Raw genomic sequence first — 17604 nt, 5'->3', positions numbered from 1 at the left:
TTGATTATTTATGGAGAACTTTATGGATACCGCATTTATTTTATCTGCCATTGTGGGCTTAGGGATTGTGGCGCAATGGCTAGCTTGGTATTTGAAACAGCCCTCAATTTTATTTTTATTGCTGATTGGGATTATTGTCGGCCCTGTGCTGAACTTGTTTAATCCCGATGTGATTTTGGGCGATTTGCTCTTTCCGTTTATTTCCCTTGGCGTTGCCGTGATTCTTTTTGAAGGGGCGCTCACGCTAGAGTTTGACGAAATAAAACAACACGGCAAGGTGGTGCAGCTCTTGGTTTCGCTCGGAATGCTTATCACCGTCAGCGTGATTTCCGTTGCCACTTATTTTCTATTTGATGTGGATTGGCGCATCGCCTTACTGTTCGGTACATTGGTGTGCGTAACTGGCCCAACGGTGATTGTGCCATTGTTGCGTAGCGTTCGCCCAAACAGCAACATTGCCAATATTCTCAAATGGGAAGGCATTATCATTGACCCAATCGGGGCGATCGCCGTGGTTTTGGTGTATGAATACATTATTTCTGGCGGTGAAGCCAGTGAAATCGGCACCTTTGCCAAAATCATTGCCGTAGCAGGCGTGATTGGAATGGCAGGTGCGTGGTTGCTGGCTAATCTGATTAAACGCCATATGATCCCTGAATATTTGCGCAACGTGTTCGTGCTTGCTTACATTTTGCTGTTATTCACTGCATCAAACCATTTCGCCCACGAATCAGGGCTATTAACGGTTACCGTGCTAGGCGTGGCATTGGCGAACTGGAAAGGCTTCCCGAAAGATCATATTTTAGAATTTAAAGAATCCCTGACCGTTCTGCTGATTTCCACCCTGTTTATCATTTTAGCCGCGCGGGTGAATTTAGAACATTTAGCGAGCGTGGGAATGGCAGGCATTTTGCTGTTATTTGTGGCAATGTTTATCGCTCGTCCACTTGCCATTTGGTTTTCTTCTATTGGCTCAAGTTTAACTTTAAATGAAAAGTTGATGATTAGCTGGATTGGACCGCGCGGGATTGTCGCCGCAGCCATTTCTTCTCTCTTCGCGATTAAATTGCAAGAAACCCAAATTCAAGGCGTGGAATTGCTCGTGCCGTTAGTATTCACGATTATTATTGGTACAGTGCTAATTCAAGGCTTAGGGGCAAAAACCATTGCAAAATTGTTGAATGTGCAAGAATCGGTGTACAAAGGCGTGTTGATTATTGGTTCAAACCCTGTAGCGCTAGCCATTGCGAAATCCTTAAAAGATCAAAATGTGGACGTATTGGTGGCAAGCCGCCATTATAACGAAGTAGCGAAAGCCAGAATGTTGGGGTTGCGCACTTACTACGGCAACCCAGTTTCCACCCACGCCGATGGGCATTTAGATCTTATCGGGTTGGGCAATATGTTCGCTATTAGTACGGACAAAGAACTCAACACCTTGTCGGAAATTCATTATCGCCACGAATTTGATAAAGAAAACATTTACCGCATTCGTTTTAGCGATGATAACAATCCAACGGAACGTTATGATATTCAAGACAACTACCGTTCCAACTGGCTTTTCGGCAAAAATGTAACTTACGCGAAATTAGCCAGTATGCTGGCAAAAAATGCGCGTGTTAAGGTAACCAATCTTACTGATAGCTACACTTATCAAGATTACAAAACCACCAACAAACAATTTGTGCCGTTATATACCATTGATGATAAAGGCTTTATTTCTATTATCAATGACGAACAAACGATCCCAACTAATTGCCGTATCGTGGCGTTAGTGGCGGAAGAAGAAACGGCGAAAAGCGCATAAAAATAAGTGCGGTGAAAATTTTTCACCGCACTATTGCACGCTTATCAACGCGAATTAATGGGCTTCGTCCCAGTTATTGCCCACGCCCACGTCCACAATCAGCGGCACCACAAGCTCCGCGGCATTTTCCATTAAAGATTGAATGAGATCGCTGTAATGAGCAATCTGCGCTGCGTTCACTTCAAACACCAATTCATCGTGAACCTGCATAATCATTGCGATATTCGGATCTTGCGCAATGGCGCTGTCAATGGCGATCATCGCACGTTTAATAATATCTGCCGCCGTGCCCTGCATTGGGGCGTTGATCGCAACACGCTCTGCACCTTTTCTGCGCATTGCGTTGCTCGATTGAATCTCAGGTAGATACAAACGGCGTCCGAACAAGGTTTCCACATAGCCTTGCTGTTTGGCTTTTTCGCGAATATCAGTCATAAAGGTTTGCACACTGGGGTAGCGTTGGAAATACAAATCCATATATTTTTGCGCATCACCACGGGGAATGCCAAGCTGACGAGAAAGCCCAAACGCGCTCATTCCATAAATAAGCCCAAAGTTAATGGCTTTCGCACTGCGGCGTTGTTCGCTGGTAACCTCATCAAGTGGCACGCCAAAAATTTCTGCCGCGGTGGAACGGTGAATATCCTTGCCTTGCTGGAATGCACTAATCAAGCCTTGATCTTGCGATAAATGCGCCATTATGCGCAGTTCGATTTGAGAATAATCCGCCGCGATAATTTTATACCCTTCGCGCGCAATAAAGGCTTGGCGAATGCGGCGTCCCTCTTCATTACGAATAGGGATATTCTGCAAGTTTGGATCGCTAGACGAAAGTCGCCCCGTTGCTGTTACCGCTTGATGATAAGAGGTGTGAATCCGCCCCGTGCGTGGATTAATCATCAGCGGAAGTTTGTCCGTATAAGTGGATTTTAACTTCGCTAAACCACGGTGTTCAATAAGCAATTTCGGCACAATATGCCCTTGCTGCGCCAGCTCTTCCAACACTTCTTCATTGGTGGAAGGCGCGCCTTTTGGGGTTTTGGCGATAATCGGCAAACCGAGCTTTTCAAACAGGATTTCTTGTAATTGTTTGGTGGACGCAAGGTTGAAATTTTCTCCCGCCGCCTGATGCACTTGGCTTTCAAGTGCGGTCAATTTTCTAATTTCTTGCGATTGTGCGAGCAAGGTTTGGCTGTCCACCAACACGCCGTTACGTTCAATGCGTGATAACACGCCCACTAACGGCATTTCGATGTCATCAAATAACTTCACCAAACTTTCCGTTTGCGCCAATTCTGGCCATAGGGTTTGGTGCAATTTCATCGTGATGTCCGCATCTTCCGCGGCATATTCACTGGCTTGTTCGATAGCAATTTTATCAAAAGTGAGCTGCTTTTTGCCCTTGCCGGCAATGGCTTCAAATTCAATGGTTTGATGATCCAAATGGCGTTTGGCAAGCTCGTCCATATTGTGTCGCCCTGTGCTGTTTAGCACATAGGATTCCAACATTGTGTCGAAACGCACGCCTTGCAGCACAATGCCGTGATTGGCGAACACGGTGAGATCGTATTTGATATTTTGTCCCACTTTTTCAATCTGCGGATTTTCCAATAAAGGCTTGAGCGCCGCTAAACATTGCTGCTTGTCTAACTGGCTCGGCACACGTTCAAAATAGGTTTCGGTTGCGTCTGCGCTGCCGAATAAATCCCCTTGTGATTGACTTTCACGCGCCACTTCGTGCAAATGATCAAGGGGGATATAGCAGGCTTCGCCATTTTCTAAAGCAAAAGAAATGCCCACCAAGTTGGCTTGCATTACGTCTAAATTATCAGTTTCCGTATCCACCGCAATGAGTTTGGCGTGCTGAATTTTATTCAGCCATTCATCAAGCTTGGCTTGGCTATCCACGGTTTCATACAGAGTGCGGTCGATTTTTACCGAATTTTTCACCGTACTTTTTGCTACATTTTCTTGTGCTGTTGGCGTTGCAAATTTGGCGCTTTGCAAATCCCCTTTAGTTAAACCGCTTTCGCCGTCCATCACTTCATTCAGCCAACGCTTAAACTCATAGCGCGCGAAATATTCCACCAATTCATCACGCTGATTTTGCCCAAGTGTGAGTTCTTCTGGTTTCACCGCTAACGGCACATCGGTTTTGATGGTCGCAAGAATGTAAGACAAATCTGCATCAGCTTTGGCGGCAAGCAATTTTTCGCCTAATTTCTTCGCACCACGAATGGGTAGCTCCGCCACTTTTTCCAAATTGGCATAAATCTCAGCCATACTGCCAATGCCTTGCAAAAGCCCAAGCGCAGTTTTTTCGCCCACACCAGCCACACCGGGGATATTGTCCGCACTGTCGCCCATTAAGGCCAAATAATCAATAATCAATTCAGGCGGAATGCCATATTTTTCAATCACGCCCTCGCGATCCAGCAGGCTATTATTCATTGTGTTGATGAGCATAATGTTATCGTCCACCAACTGCGCCATATCCTTATCGCCCGTGCTAATCAACACTTTTTTGCCTGCCTGAGAAGCCTGCACCGCAAGCGTGCCGATAACATCGTCCGCTTCCACCCCTTCAATGGATAAAAGTGGAATGCCAAGGGCTTTGATAATGGCGTGCAAGGGCTGAATTTGCTTGCGCAAATCATCTGGCATTGGCGGACGGTGCGATTTATATTGCTCAAATAATTCATCACGGAAAGTTTTCCCTTTAGCATCAAACACCACCGCAATATGGCTCGGCTGCACCTGCGCAATCAAACTTTTCAGCATATTCAACACGCCATACATCGCCCCCGTTGGCTCGCCAAGGGAGTTGGTGAGCGGTGGAAACGCGTGAAACGCACGATACAAATAAGACGATCCGTCAACTAACACAAGTGGATTTTCTGCAATTTTAGCCATAAAATTCTCAATAACAGTGATGAAAAATGGGGGATATTATAGCGGAAAGTGCGGTGGGATTTTGAAAAATTTTGCAAGAATAAGCTGACAATGCACAACGCACCTCATTATAATCGCCCGAATTAATTTACTGAACGCAGAAAAGTGAAACACAAACTATGAATATCATCTCCGTAACAGACCGCGAAACCTTGCCCTTAGACCACTTGCTTAATCTCTGGCAAGCCAGTGTGGAAGCCACTCATCATTTCTTATCTAAAGAAGAAATCACTGCCATCCGTCCCTATGTGCCAGAAGCCCTCAAAGGCGTGGAGCATTTATTACTGGCGGAAAAAGACGGTGAAATCGTGGGGTTTATGGGCATCAACGGCACAAAATTAGAAATGCTCTTCATCGCCCCAGAACAGCGCGGCAAAGGCATCGGCAAGGCCTTATTACTGCACAGCATTGAAGAATTTGGTGTGAACAGCCTAACCGTCAATGAACAAAACCCACAAACCGTGGGCTTTTACCAGAATATGGGCTTTCAGACAGTAGAACGTCACGAGTTGGACGAACAAGGGAATCCGTATCCGATTTTAATTATGAAAAAATAACACTTGAATTTTGGTTTGAGAGATTAAGCAACAATGCAAGAAAAAATCCAACGCGCACAAGGCTGTTTATTAGGACAGCTGGTAGGTGATGCACTGGATAGTTTGGTAGAATTTTTACCGCCACAAATGATTCACAAAAAATATCCTAACGGTGTCCGTAAATTAGAAGATGGCGGCACTTGGGATACCATTCCAGGTCAACCGAAAGATGATTCTGAAATGGCTTTATTGCTAGCACGCTACTTAGTGAAAACAAGTACTTATAATGCGAAAGCGATGCAAAATGCTAATCTGTTTTGGCTTAATTCGCAACCATTTGATTGTGGAGTGACCATTGCTTCTGCGCTGTTAGGGAGAAAAAATCCAAATAGTCAAGCCAATGGTGCTTTGATGCGCATTAGTCCTTTAGGTATTTTGGGGACAAATTATCCACTAGCAACCGTGGAAAATTGGGCAATACAAGATGCTCAACTGACTCATCCGAATCCTGTTTGCTTGCAAGCAAATGCGCTAATGGCTAGGGCTATCGCCGAAGCCATTAATCAAAACACCGATGCTAAGACGTTGTTTATTAAAATCAAACATTGGGCTCAGGCGTTGGCAGTCGACGATTTATTACTCCAAGCTATTGAAGAATCAGAGATTGCCCCACCAAAAGATTACATTACTCAACAGGGTTGGGTGATCATTGCCTTTCACAATATGCTATGGCAGTTGCAACACGCCTGGGAGCAGTTTATGGCATTAAGGCCATTCCTGAACAATGGCTAACAGCGATTTTAAACTGTCGCCCTTCTATAGATCTTCCTTCTATAAAACGACCACGCCCTAAATGTTTTTGGCCAGTTGATGCGTTAGAATTAGCTGAGCAACTTGTTAGTCCGAGTTCAAAAAATTAAGGGCTGTACTAGATAGCTAGCTAAAATTTCCATTTTTAAATAAGGGGCTGTATTAGATAAGCCCTAAATTCCACACCAAAGTCGCAGAATTTTTAGCTGTTCTTTTGGTGTCCCACAGTTAAACCGAAATTCACATTCTTTCAAGAATAACGGAAAGGATTTTTTATCAATTCCGTTATATTTTCTGAGCACTCTTTTAGCTTGATTCCAGAAATTTTCGATCCCATTAATGTGATTTTTGGCTTCGGCAAAATGGGTTGAATGATTAATTCTGAAATGCTTAAACTCGCTCACATCTAGCACGTCGTAACAGTGATAATAATCGGTGTAAACAATGCTATCAGGCATAATTTTCCTTTTAATAACAGGGAGTAAGGTATCTGTCTTGGTATTTTCAACGACAACGGTATAAACTTTTCCTTCTTGCTTTAACATACCAAAAACAGCTGTTTTACCCTTCGCGCCTCGCCCCCGTTTTCCTTTCTTTTACCACCAAAATAACTTTCATCTAGTTCAATTTCACCAGCAAAAATTTCATTGACATATTGAGCTAAATGGTAGCTAATCACCTCCCTGATTTTGCGATAAAATAAGGCAGCTGAATTAGGGTTAATTTCTAATAAATTTGCCGCTGAACGGGCTGTTACTTCAAGTACAAAAAATTCGAGCAGTTTTTTCTGTATAGATTTCTTGAGTTTACAAAGAGTTATCTTCATTTTTATAGACTAACATAACTGCTAATCTAATACAGCCCCTTAAATAATTAGTTAAGGAGAGTTTGGGCTAGTACTTAGTGCAACCCCTGATTTAAAAATAAACAAGTGCGGTGCTTTTTGGCCAAGTTTTTACAACGGGCTTTCCACCTGCAACTGTTCGTAAATTTCATTAATGGTGAGCATTAAACAAGAACGCACCAACTTTTCTTTGCGTTGCATTTTAATTTGGTAGCTAAGAGAATCGAGATCTTCTTTGTCTTCGGGAAAATTCAGCAGAGTTTTGTCTTGCTGTAAATGTAAACCTTGCATAAATTCAATCACTAGCGGATCAAAAAAGCGGTATTCTTTTTCATCATTATTGAGCTTTTCTTTGAATTTGATGAAGGCATTAAGATCTTCAAAAACGTGATGATCGATCACACCAAGCCCCAATAACACTTTCAGGCGAATGGCGAGATCAAAAAGTGGTCCTGACGTCATAAATAACGAGTCCACCACGGATTTCACCGCAAAATCCGTTTTGCGGAAAACACGATTGATAAGGCTGTCCACAGCGTCATCAAATAATGCGACACTGGCGGTAATAAAGCCACGAATAGACGTGGCTTCACTGAGTTTTTCGTAAATAGGATCGTCCAATGATGCCTTCCTAAATAGGGTGAATAAAGATACTGCTGTTCACTTTTACGCTGCAAGTTGTTGATAGGCTTGAGCAATTTGCTCAATCACTGTCTTATCTTGCAATTCCGTATATTTTTCTAGCGTATTAATCACACCATTTTGCGTTAAGGATTGCGCTAGTTCTTGCGCCTGCGGATCATTTTCATTGCGATAGCACAGTGCGGTTGCCACAGCTTGTTCTAAATGTTGATGTGGCAGTTGATATTCTAGCGTTCCATGTAATGGTTTGATTAGGCGATCATTATAACTGAGTTTACGCAAAGGCTCACGTCCTACACGATCTACATCATCAACTAAATAAGGATTAGCAAATCGAGCCAAGATTTTTTCAATATAAGCGGCGTGTGCTTGTGGATCAAATCCGTAACGTTTAATCAGAACTGCACCACTTTCTTCCATTACCGCTTTAACAAAAGCACGCACTTGCGGATCTTCAATGCTTTCTTTGACAAATTGGTAGCCTTTTAATTTGCCGTAATATGCCGTTACCGCGTGGCCCGTATTTAGCGTAAACAATTTACGTTCTACAAACGCCATCAGATTATCCGTTTGTTCCATTCCCGCAATTTTTGGGATTGGCCCTTTGAACTGAGTTTTATCCACAATCCATTCGCTAAATTCTTCCACGGTAACCAAAAGGGGATCTTGCGGATCAATCTGTACTGGTGGCACAATGCGATCCACCGCGCTATCCACAAAGCCAACCAATGCGTCCACTTGTTGCTGCTGTTTTTCATCTAAATATTGAAAAACCTGCTCTTTTAAGAAGGTTGTCCCACGCACCATATTTTCGCACGCAATGATATTGAGTGGCTGTTTGTTGCCTGCTTCAAGACGTGCCACCAAGCCTTTGGCAATGGTGCTAGCAATAATTTTTAGTACATTTGGCCCAACGGCAGTGGTGACTAAATCCACTTGTTTAAATAAGTCAATCAGAGCATTTTCATCTTTTGAATTAACGCCTGTTACATTAGACACCTGCTCAATTCGATTAACCGTTTCCCCCACCACTTTTACGTTGTAGCTTTTTTGTTCTTGTAATAATCGAATAACATCATCATTCACATCGGCAAAAATCACTTCAATACCACTGTCTGCGAGCAATTTTCCGATGAAACCTCGTCCGATATTTCCTGCCCCAAAATGTAATGCTTTCATTTTTTTCTCCAATAACATCAATAATGAGAAATGGCATCGCAAAAACGATGCCATTTTGACCGCACTTTAAGATTTAAGTAAGGCTAACACCTCTTCCACATTATTTGTGGTGGTCAGTGTTGCAATCGCTTCTTCGCTGTCTAAGGCGTTAGTGATAGCAGTTAGCACTTGAATATGTTCATTATTGCGCGCGGCGATACCAATCACTAATTTGGCTACGCCGTCTTCTTCCTCAGTAAAGCGTACGCCTTCAGAATATTGACATACTACGATACCTGTTTTCAATACGGCATCTTTTGCATCAACCGTACCGTGTGGCACGGCTAAGCCTTCGCCTAGGTAAGTGGAAACTAATTCTTCGCGTTCAAACATTGCGTCCACATAACTTGGCAACACGAAACCTGCTTTCACTAATTGTTCACCAGCAAAACGAATGGCATCTTGTTTATTTTCTGCTTTCAATCCTAAGAAAATTTGATCCGCACTTAGGTTGAAGGTTGCACCGTCCATTTCTGCCACTTCTACGCTGTCTGCCGATTTTGCGGCTGCTTCTGCGAAATGTGCTTTTAATTCATTCACCAAATTATCATAGAATTTATTATCTAAGAAATTGGTTAAAGAAAGATGCATTGCATTTGGCACTTGTTTTTGTGCGCGTAAAGTTAAGTCTTGATGCGTGATCACTAATCTTGCATTATCTGGCAAGTCATTGATTGCACAGTTCGCCACCTCAATTGGCAAGCCTGCATCTTTCACTTTTTTGCGTAGCATACTTGCACCCATCGCACTTGATCCCATTCCTGCATCGCAAGATACAAAGATTTTTTGCAAGCCTTTGTAGTCAGTTACTGGTTTTGCCACACCACCTTTCATTGCTTTTGATGCTGCTTGCGCTTCTTCTAATTTATCTGATGTGTCTTCTTTTTGAATTTTTAAGAAGAACGCGGCAATAAGGAAAGAAACCAAGGTCGCTAATGCCACGGAACAAAGTACGCCAAAGATAGAATGGGCAGGAGTCATCGCCAATACAGCAATAATCGAACCCGGTGAAGCTGGTGCAATAAGCCCTGCATTAAATAACACCAAGGTAAATACGCCTGTCATTCCTCCTGCGATAACCGCGATTAATAGACGTGGATTCATTAACACATAAGGGAAATAAATTTCGTGAATCCCACCGAAGAAGTGGATCACAGCCGCCCCACCTGCGGTTTGTTTCGCTGAACCTTTACCAAATAAAATATAGGCTAATAATACCCCTAAACCTGGGCCTGGGTTTGCTTCAATCAAGAAGAAAATAGATTGACCAAGTTCTTGTGATTGTTGAATACCTAGTGGTGAGAAAATTCCGTGGTTAATCGCATTATTTAAGAAAAGGATTTTCGCAGGCTCAACAAAAATAGAAGTGAGTGGCAACAAATGCGCTTGTACTAATACATCTACCCCTGCAGCCAAGGTTGTGGAAAGCACTTTTACCGCAGGGCCTACCACTAAGAAGAATAAAATAGCAAGCAACATTCCGATAATGCCTGATGAAAAGTTATTCACCAGCATTTCAAAACCGCTTTTGATTTTACCATCAGCCCAACGGTCAAAGTGTTTAATCGCCCAACCACCTGTTGGCCCTGCAATCATTGCACCAAGGAACATTGGAATATCTGTCCCAATAATCACCCCAGCCGTGGTAATCGCACCCACAACCGCACCACGATCGCCACCGACTAATTTCCCCCCAGTATAACCAATTAATAATGGCAATAAATAGGTGATCATCGGACCAACGAGTTTCGCCAAGGTTTCATTCGGCACCCAGCCCGTTGGAATGAAAAGTGCGGTGATAAATCCCCACGCAATAAATGCCCCAATATTTGGCATTACCATATTCGATAAAAAGCGTCCAAAACTTTGAACCTTAAGCTTTGCATTTGCAGATAACATAATTAACCTCATTAATTGTGAAGTGAGTTGTGTCCATTTAATGAACGAAAGCATAGCAAAGGCAAAATCAAAGCCAAAATTTTTAAGTTTAAAAATGTGAAGTAGATCACAAGATATTTTTGGCTGCACAAAAGTAAAATGTGATGAAGATCACATAATTTTATTGAGGTAGAATTTTATGTGATCTATATCACATAAATTGATTGTAGAAAGTGTAGAGAAGGATTTATTTCATCAATGTTATATTGAGAAATAAAATAGGTAAAAAGGGATATTGAGATTTTACAAAGAAAAAACAAAAACTGCTTGGTGCCCACCAAGCAGTTTGGAATGAATTAGAAAGGAATATCATCATCTAATGGCACATCATCAATCACTGGCTGTGGAGCTGGTATTGGCTGTGGCGCTGCTTTTGATGCTTGGTATGTTGGTTGTGCAGGTTGAGCATATTGATTTCCCCCTTGTGAGCTTGCATAGCCACCACCTTGTTGGGCATATCCTCCACCCTGTGGTGCATAGCCGCCTTGACCACGTTCTGCGCGGCTGTCTAGCATTTGTAGCACATCACCTTGGATTTCTGTAGTGTAGCGATCTTGGCCATTTTGATCTTGCCATTTGCGCGTTCTTAAACGCCCTTCAACATAAACTTTTGAGCCTTTGCGCAAATATTCCCCCACAATTTCAGCTTGACGGCGATAGAACACAATGCGATGCCATTCGGTGATCTCACGGCGTTCACCGGTGTTTTTATCCATCCAGCTTTCACTGGTTGCTACGCTAATGTTCGCCACGGCTTCGCCGTTTGGCATTGTGCGAATTTCAGGATCGTTTCCTAGGTTTCCTACGATAATAACTTTGTTTACTCCAGCCATAAATTCCTCTGTCTGATGTTAAGTGCGATAAAAATTTTCGTTATTTTGCCCTAAAAAAAGAGAAAAAGCTATTAATTCCAGACAAATTAACTGGATATTTGCACAGTTATTTCAGATTATGCGATAATGATCGTAAAATAACCTTAAATTGCTTGAACAGACAAAAAGATTATGGAAAAAATAGAAGTACGTGGGGCGAGAACCCATAATTTAAAAAATATTAATCTGACGATTCCGCGGGATAAATTAATTGTGATTACCGGGCTTTCTGGCTCAGGGAAATCTTCACTGGCCTTTGATACCCTTTATGCCGAAGGACAGCGCCGTTATGTGGAATCCCTTTCAGCATATGCGCGTCAGTTTTTATCGTTAATGGAAAAGCCCGATGTGGATCATATTGAAGGGCTATCCCCTGCGATTTCCATTGAACAAAAATCCACCTCGCATAATCCGCGTTCTACGGTGGGGACGATCACGGAAATCCACGATTATTTGCGTTTGCTATTTGCTCGTGTGGGCGAACCACGTTGCCCAAATCATCATATTCCGTTAGCGGCGCAAACGATTAGCCAGATGGTGGATAAGGTGCTGGCATTGCCGGAAGAAAGCCGAATGATGTTGCTTGCCCCGGTGGTGAAAGATCGCAAAGGGGAACATATTAAAATTTTAGAACATATTGCCGCGCAAGGTTATATCCGCGCCAGAATTGATGGGGAAATTTGCGATCTTTCTGATCCACCAAAATTAGAATTACAGAAAAAGCACACCATTGAAGTGGTGGTGGATCGCTTTAAAGTTCGTCCAGATTTGGCAACCCGCTTAGCGGAATCCTTTGAAACTGCGTTAGAACTTTCTGGCGGCACGGCAGTGGCGGCGAATATGGACGATCCGAAAGCGGAAGAATTGCTGTTTTCCGCAAACTTTGCTTGTCCGCATTGTGGCTATTCTGTACCAGAACTTGAGCCTCGTTTATTTTCCTTTAATAATCCTGCGGGGGCTTGCCCGACTTGTGATGGCTTGGGGGTTCAGCAATATTTTGATGAAAAACGCGTGGTGCAAAATCCAAGCATTTCCTTAGCAGGTGGTGCGATTAAAGGTTGGGATCGGCGTAATTTCTATTATTACCAGATGCTGACTTCTCTCGCCAAACATTATGGTTTTGACGTGGAAAGCCCGTTTGAAGATTTACCTAAAAAAATTCAACACATTATTTTGCACGGTTCAGGCAAAGAAGAAATTGAATTCCAATATATGAATGACCGTGGCGATGTGGTGCTACGCCGTCATAGTTTTGAAGGTATTCTCAATAATATGGCGCGCCGTTATAAAGAAACAGAATCAATGTCTGTGCGTGAAGAATTGGCGAAAAATATCAGCACGCGTCCTTGTAAAGATTGCGGTGGTTCGCGTTTGCGCCCTGAAGCTCGTAATGTTTTTATTGGCGAAACAAATCTGCCTGAGGTTTCCGAAAAAAGCATTGGTGAAGCCTTTAATTTTGTGGATAGCCTTACCCTAAGCGGACAGCGCGCGCAAATTGCCGATAAAATTCTCAAAGAAATCAAAGAGCGCTTGCAATTTTTGGTCAATGTGGGGCTGAATTATCTTTCTCTTTCTCGTTCTGCAGAAACCCTTTCTGGTGGTGAAGCGCAACGTATTCGTCTAGCTAGCCAAATTGGTGCGGGCTTGGTTGGCGTGATGTATGTGCTTGATGAGCCTTCCATTGGCTTGCATCAACGAGATAATGAACGCTTACTTAACACCTTGATTCACCTAAGAAATTTAGGTAACACGGTGATTGTGGTGGAACACGATGAAGATGCTATTCTAGCGGCAGATCATATTATTGATATTGGCCCGGGTGCTGGCGTGCACGGCGGCAGCGTGGTGGCTCAAGGTACAGCGCAAGAAATTATGCTAAATCCAAACTCACTGACGGGGAAATTCTTATCAGGCAAAGAAAAATAGAAATTCCAAAAAACGCACCGCACTTGATAAAGAAAAATCTTAAAACTCAAAGGCGCTGCGGGCAATAATCTGAAAAATGTCAATTTAGAAATCCCTGTGGGCTTGTTTACTTGTGTTACAGGGGTTTCAGGGTCAGGCAAATCTACGCTGATTAACGATACCCTATTTCCACTGGCGCAAAGTGCTTTAAACCGCGCGGAAAATGCGCAAGCCGTACCGTATAAATCCATTCAAGGATTAGAATTTTTTGACAAAGTGATCGATATTGATCAAAGCCCAATTGGACGCACGCCACGCTCTAATCCTGCTACTTACACAGGATTATTCACGCCAATTCGCGAATTATTCGCAGGGGTGCCAGAATCCCGTGCGCGTGGCTATAATCCCGGACGCTTTAGTTTCAACGTGCGTGGCGGACGTTGCGAAGCCTGCCAAGGGGACGGGGTGATCAAAGTAGAAATGCACTTTTTACCTGATGTGTATGTTCCTTGCGATCAATGTAAAGGCAAACGCTACAATCGTGAAACTTTGGAAATTCGCTACAAAGGCAAAACCATTAATCAAGTGTTGGATATGACGGTGGAAGAAGCGCGAGAATTTTTCGATGCCATTCCACAAATTGCGCGCAAATTGCAAACCTTGATGGACGTAGGGCTATCCTATATTCGTCTAGGGCAATCTTCCACCACCCTATCTGGCGGTGAAGCGCAACGGGTGAAATTAGCCACGGAATTATCAAAACGAGATACGGGCAAAACCTTATATATCCTTGATGAACCAACAACAGGTTTGCATTTTGCGGACATTAAACAGCTCCTTGAAGTGCTGCACCGCTTGCGTGATCAAGGCAACACCATTGTGGTAATTGAGCATAATTTAGATGTGATTAAAACCGCAGATTGGATTGTAGATCTTGGCCCTGAAGGGGGAAGTGGCGGTGGTGAGATCATTGCCACAGGTACACCAGAGCAGGTGGCAAAAGTGAAAGGATCACACACCGCACGCTTTCTTAAGCAAATCCTTGCGAAGTAAAAATGTAAGGAAACGAAAGTTCGCTAATTTTTTCCAGCTATTTGATAAAAATAGCTGTTATCAATGCTGATTTTTTGATACATTTAGCGGCGCAATTTTTCTCACACTTACGCGTGAGTGTTTTTTATACAGTTACTTTAACGGAATTCTTATGTTATTTAAAAAATCGTGGTTTATTCTCAAACGATCTTTCTATTGATTTAGGTACAGCGAACACATTAATTTATGTGAAAGGGCAAGGAATCGTGCTAAATGAACCTTCTGTGGTGGCAATTCGTCAAGGCCGTGCAGGATCGATGAAAAGCATTGCGGCAGTAGGGAAAGAAGCAAAATTAATGCTCGGCCGTACACCGAAAAGCATTTTAGCCATTCGCCCAATGAAAGATGGCGTTATCGCGGATTTCTCGGTAACCGAAAAAATGTTGCAATACTTCATTAAACAAGTACATAGCGGCAACTTTATGCGCCCAAGCCCGCGAGTTTTAGTCTGTGTACCAGCAGGCGCAACCCAAGTGGAACGCCGTGCGATTAAAGAATCTGCCTTAGGTGCAGGCGCGCGCGAAGTGTACTTAATTGAAGAGCCGATGGCTGCGGCAATCGGGGCTAAATTGCCTGTTTCCACAGCAACAGGATCAATGGTGATTGATATTGGTGGCGGTACAACGGAAGTCGCGGTGATTTCTTTAAACGGCATCGTTTATTCTTCTTCTGTGCGCATTGGTGGCGACCGTTTTGATGAAGCCATTATCGCCTATGTACGCCGTACTTTTGGTTCTATCATTGGCGAACCAACCGCAGAGCGCATCAAAGAAGAAATTGGTACAGCCTATATTCAAGAAGGTGATGAAATTAAAGAGCTAGAAGTTCACGGACACAACCTTGCAGAAGGTGCGCCAAGAACCTTTACCTTAAATTCACGCGATGTGTTGGAAGCTATCCAACAGCCATTAAACGGTATTGTTACTGCTGTGCGTACTGCGCTTGAAGAATGTCAACCAGAACACGCTGCGGATATTTTTGAACGCGGTATCGTGCTAACAGGTGGTGGTGCGTTATTGCGTAATATTGATATTTTATTATCGAAAGAAACTGGCGTGCCTGTGATTGTTGCTGATGATCCACTGACCTGTGTTGCTCGTGGTGGTGGCGAAGCATTAGATATGCACGGTGCTGATATTTTCAGCGACGATATTTAATTTGCAATGTTATAAAAGTGCGGTCAAAAAATGCTAAAAATTTGACCGCACTTCTTTCTGAGCCATATTAATGAAACCGATCTTTGGAAAAGCTCCCTACCTTGGCATTCGTTTAATTTTTGCCGTGATTGCTTCTATTGTGCTGATTTTATTTGATGGGCAAACCAACACAATGATAAAAGCACGTAGCATAATGGAAACAGCAATTGGTGGCGTTTATTATCTTGCCAACACCCCAAGAACCGTATTAGATGGTGTGTCCTACAATCTTGTTGATACCAACAAATTACAAATCGAAAACAAAGTCCTAAGAGAACAACTGCGCGAAAAAAATGCCGACTTACTGTTATTGGATCAACTAAAAGTAGAAAACCAACGCTTACGTTTATTGCTAAATTCGCCATTGCGCACCGATGAATACAAAAAAATCGCTGAGGTTTTAACCGCAGAAACTGATGTTTATCGCCAGCAAGTGGTCATTAACCAAGGGGAAAATGACGGTGCTTATGTGGGGCAACCAGTTATTGATGAAAAAGGCGTAGTAGGGCAGATTATTTCTGTAGGAAGCAACACCAGTCGCGTGCTGTTACTAACGGACGTTACCCATTCCATTCCTGTGCAAGTATTGCGTAATGATGTGCGTGTGATCGCCAGTGGTACAGGACACAGTGATGAACTCACCCTAGACAACGTGCCACGATCAGTGGATATTGTGAAAGGGGATTTATTGGTTACATCAGGGTTAGGTGGACGTTTCCTCGAGGGGTATCCTGTGGCTATTGTGGAAAATGTATCGCGCGATGGAAAAAATTATTTCGCCACTATCACGGCAAAACCACTCGCATCGATTGAGCGTTTACGTTATGTCTTACTTTTATGGCCAACCAATGAAGATATGCGTAAAGTAAATTCTAGTACGCCAGAAGATGTGCGCAAAGCCGTTCGTCAGCGTCTTGAAACTCAGAAAAGCAAGAAATTGTGCAACCGTCTATGACAGCGGAAGAGCCAGAAGAAAATCATCAACTCCAACTTTAGAGGAGATTCATACGGAACAAATGGAAATGCCTTCTGAACCTGTTGATCCTGAATTGCAACATTATCGAGAGGAAGATTAATGCGAGGTCGTGCTGTTTTACAATTATTGTTTATTGTATCCACCTTTTTAATTGCAATGGTGTTAGAAATTGCACCTTGGCCAACTAGCCTGCATAATTTCAAGCCTGCGTGGTTATTGCTGGTCTTAACTTATTGGATCTTAGCAATGCCTTCAAAAATTAGTGTCGGTACAGCATTTCTTATGGGAATTGCTTGGGATCTTGTACTCGGTTCAACCTTGGGAATCCACGCGTTAGTGCTTTCTGTTTTTGCTTATTTGCTTGCAGTGAATAGCGTATTAATCCGGAATTTATCTTTATGGATGCAAGGAATATTTGTTATTCTCGCTGTTTTTGGTGTAAGAATAGGAATTTTTATTGTTGAGCTATTCTTGCATAGTGCAGTCTTTAATTGGCAAGAGATTTTTGGCGCAATTACCACTGGCGTATTATGGCCTTGGATATTCTTGTTATTGAGAAAAGTAGCAAAGCAATTCCATATTGGATAATACTGCTAATGAATTAGAAATAATTTAGATCTCTTTTAATTGGATAAACTTAATTAGTAAATTAAATTGAAAGAGATTTTTATTGTTGAATAAGAAATATAACAAAAACCAGTAAAGTTTTCAGATGTAATAGAGTTATAAAAGAAAAAGAGTGGTGGGCGATACCGGTCTCGAACCAGTGACCCCCTCCTTGTAAGGGAGGTGCTCTCCCAACTGAGCTAATCGCCC

Annotated in this window: 10 protein-coding genes, 1 tRNA gene and 3 pseudogenes; 7 read left to right on the top strand and 7 right to left on the bottom strand. The window is 42.8% G+C overall.

Translation table 11 applies throughout. The features are described from left to right. The first annotated feature begins 22 nt into the window (after window positions 1-22). Window positions 23-1807, top strand: a complete 1785-nt coding sequence (locus C3Z13_RS05480; RefSeq protein WP_103855264.1) for a cation:proton antiporter — start codon at window positions 23-25, stop codon at window positions 1805-1807. A gap of 54 nt (window positions 1808-1861) precedes the next feature. Here the strand turns inward: C3Z13_RS05480 and polA are convergent, their stop codons facing one another. After that, a complete protein-coding gene (gene polA, locus C3Z13_RS05475) occupies window positions 1862-4720 on the bottom strand; it encodes a DNA polymerase I (RefSeq protein WP_103855263.1) in 2859 nt (952 codons plus the stop codon). A gap of 158 nt (window positions 4721-4878) precedes the next feature. Here polA and C3Z13_RS05470 point away from each other — a divergent pair, with 158 nt between their 5' ends. Beyond that, window positions 4879-5316 (top strand): GNAT family N-acetyltransferase, encoded by a 438-nt coding sequence (locus C3Z13_RS05470; protein ID WP_103855262.1) that lies wholly within the window; start codon window positions 4879-4881, stop codon window positions 5314-5316. Between the two features lie 33 nt (window positions 5317-5349). Further along, a complete protein-coding gene (locus C3Z13_RS05465; RefSeq protein ID WP_219827889.1) occupies window positions 5350-6087 on the top strand; it encodes an ADP-ribosylglycohydrolase family protein in 738 nt (245 codons plus the stop codon). 191 nt (window positions 6088-6278) lie between these two features. Here the strand turns inward: C3Z13_RS05465 and C3Z13_RS05460 are convergent. The 5 genes and pseudogenes from C3Z13_RS05460 to ssb all read right to left on the bottom strand — a co-directional run bounded on the left by C3Z13_RS05460 (window position 6279) and on the right by ssb (window position 11580). Further along, window positions 6279-6931, bottom strand: a pseudogene (locus C3Z13_RS05460) (IS1595 family transposase). Window positions 6932-7060: 129 nt separating this feature from the next. Then, window positions 7061-7570: an MltR family transcriptional regulator gene (locus C3Z13_RS05455; RefSeq protein WP_103855261.1), complete on the bottom strand. Its 510-nt coding sequence runs from the start codon at window positions 7568-7570 to the stop codon at window positions 7061-7063. A 45-nt stretch (window positions 7571-7615) separates the two neighbouring features. Further along, window positions 7616-8770 (bottom strand): mannitol-1-phosphate 5-dehydrogenase, encoded by a 1155-nt coding sequence (locus tag C3Z13_RS05450; RefSeq protein WP_103855260.1) that lies wholly within the window; start codon window positions 8768-8770, stop codon window positions 7616-7618. 66 nt (window positions 8771-8836) lie between these two features. After that, window positions 8837-10708, bottom strand: a complete 1872-nt coding sequence (locus C3Z13_RS05445; RefSeq protein WP_103855259.1) for a PTS mannitol transporter subunit IICBA — start codon at window positions 10706-10708, stop codon at window positions 8837-8839. A gap of 335 nt (window positions 10709-11043) precedes the next feature. Next, window positions 11044-11580: a single-stranded DNA-binding protein gene (gene ssb / locus C3Z13_RS05440; RefSeq protein ID WP_103855258.1), complete on the bottom strand. Its 537-nt coding sequence runs from the start codon at window positions 11578-11580 to the stop codon at window positions 11044-11046. Between the two features lie 171 nt (window positions 11581-11751). Between ssb and uvrA the strand changes: the two are divergent. From uvrA to mreD, 4 genes and pseudogenes are all read left to right on the top strand, one after another. Further along, window positions 11752-14577 (top strand): annotated as a pseudogene (gene uvrA / locus C3Z13_RS05435) (excinuclease ABC subunit UvrA). Window positions 14578-14690: 113 nt separating this feature from the next. Further along, entirely contained in the window at window positions 14691-15773 is a 1083-nt protein-coding gene (locus tag C3Z13_RS05430; RefSeq protein ID WP_103855272.1) for a rod shape-determining protein, read from the top strand. 70 nt (window positions 15774-15843) lie between these two features. Then, window positions 15844-16737: pseudogene (mreC, locus tag C3Z13_RS05425) on the top strand (rod shape-determining protein MreC); the annotation flags it as partial. Between the two features lie 150 nt (window positions 16738-16887). Continuing rightward, a complete protein-coding gene (mreD, locus tag C3Z13_RS05420; RefSeq protein ID WP_103855256.1) occupies window positions 16888-17376 on the top strand; it encodes a rod shape-determining protein MreD in 489 nt (162 codons plus the stop codon). Window positions 17377-17528: 152 nt separating this feature from the next. On the opposite strand, the gene C3Z13_RS05415 is transcribed toward mreD, so the two are convergent. Beyond that, window positions 17529-17604 (bottom strand) — tRNA-Val (locus C3Z13_RS05415).

Source organism: Avibacterium endocarditidis (assembly GCF_002921145.1).
GTDB lineage: Bacteria > Pseudomonadota > Gammaproteobacteria > Enterobacterales > Pasteurellaceae > Avibacterium > Avibacterium endocarditidis.
The sequence above is the reverse complement of the archived record's forward strand: the minus strand, read 5'-3'. Positions and strand labels throughout refer to the sequence as shown.

Excerpts from the sequence above, each read along its gene's own strand:
- C3Z13_RS05450 (WP_103855260.1), bottom strand. The coding sequence starts at position 8,770 with ATGAAAGCATTACATTTTGGGGCAGGAAATATCGGACGAGGTTTCATC.
- C3Z13_RS05465 (WP_219827889.1), top strand. The coding sequence starts at position 5,350 with ATGCAAGAAAAAATCCAACGCGCACAAGGCTGTTTATTAGGACAGCTG.
- ssb (WP_103855258.1), bottom strand. The coding sequence starts at position 11,580 with ATGGCTGGAGTAAACAAAGTTATTATCGTAGGAAACCTAGGAAACGAT.
- mreD (WP_103855256.1), top strand. The coding sequence starts at position 16,888 with ATGCGAGGTCGTGCTGTTTTACAATTATTGTTTATTGTATCCACCTTT.
- C3Z13_RS05445 (WP_103855259.1), bottom strand. The coding sequence starts at position 10,708 with ATGTTATCTGCAAATGCAAAGCTTAAGGTTCAAAGTTTTGGACGCTTT.
- polA (WP_103855263.1), bottom strand. The coding sequence starts at position 4,720 with ATGGCTAAAATTGCAGAAAATCCACTTGTGTTAGTTGACGGATCGTCT.
- C3Z13_RS05470 (WP_103855262.1), top strand. The coding sequence starts at position 4,879 with ATGAATATCATCTCCGTAACAGACCGCGAAACCTTGCCCTTAGACCAC.
- C3Z13_RS05480 (WP_103855264.1), top strand. The coding sequence starts at position 23 with ATGGATACCGCATTTATTTTATCTGCCATTGTGGGCTTAGGGATTGTG.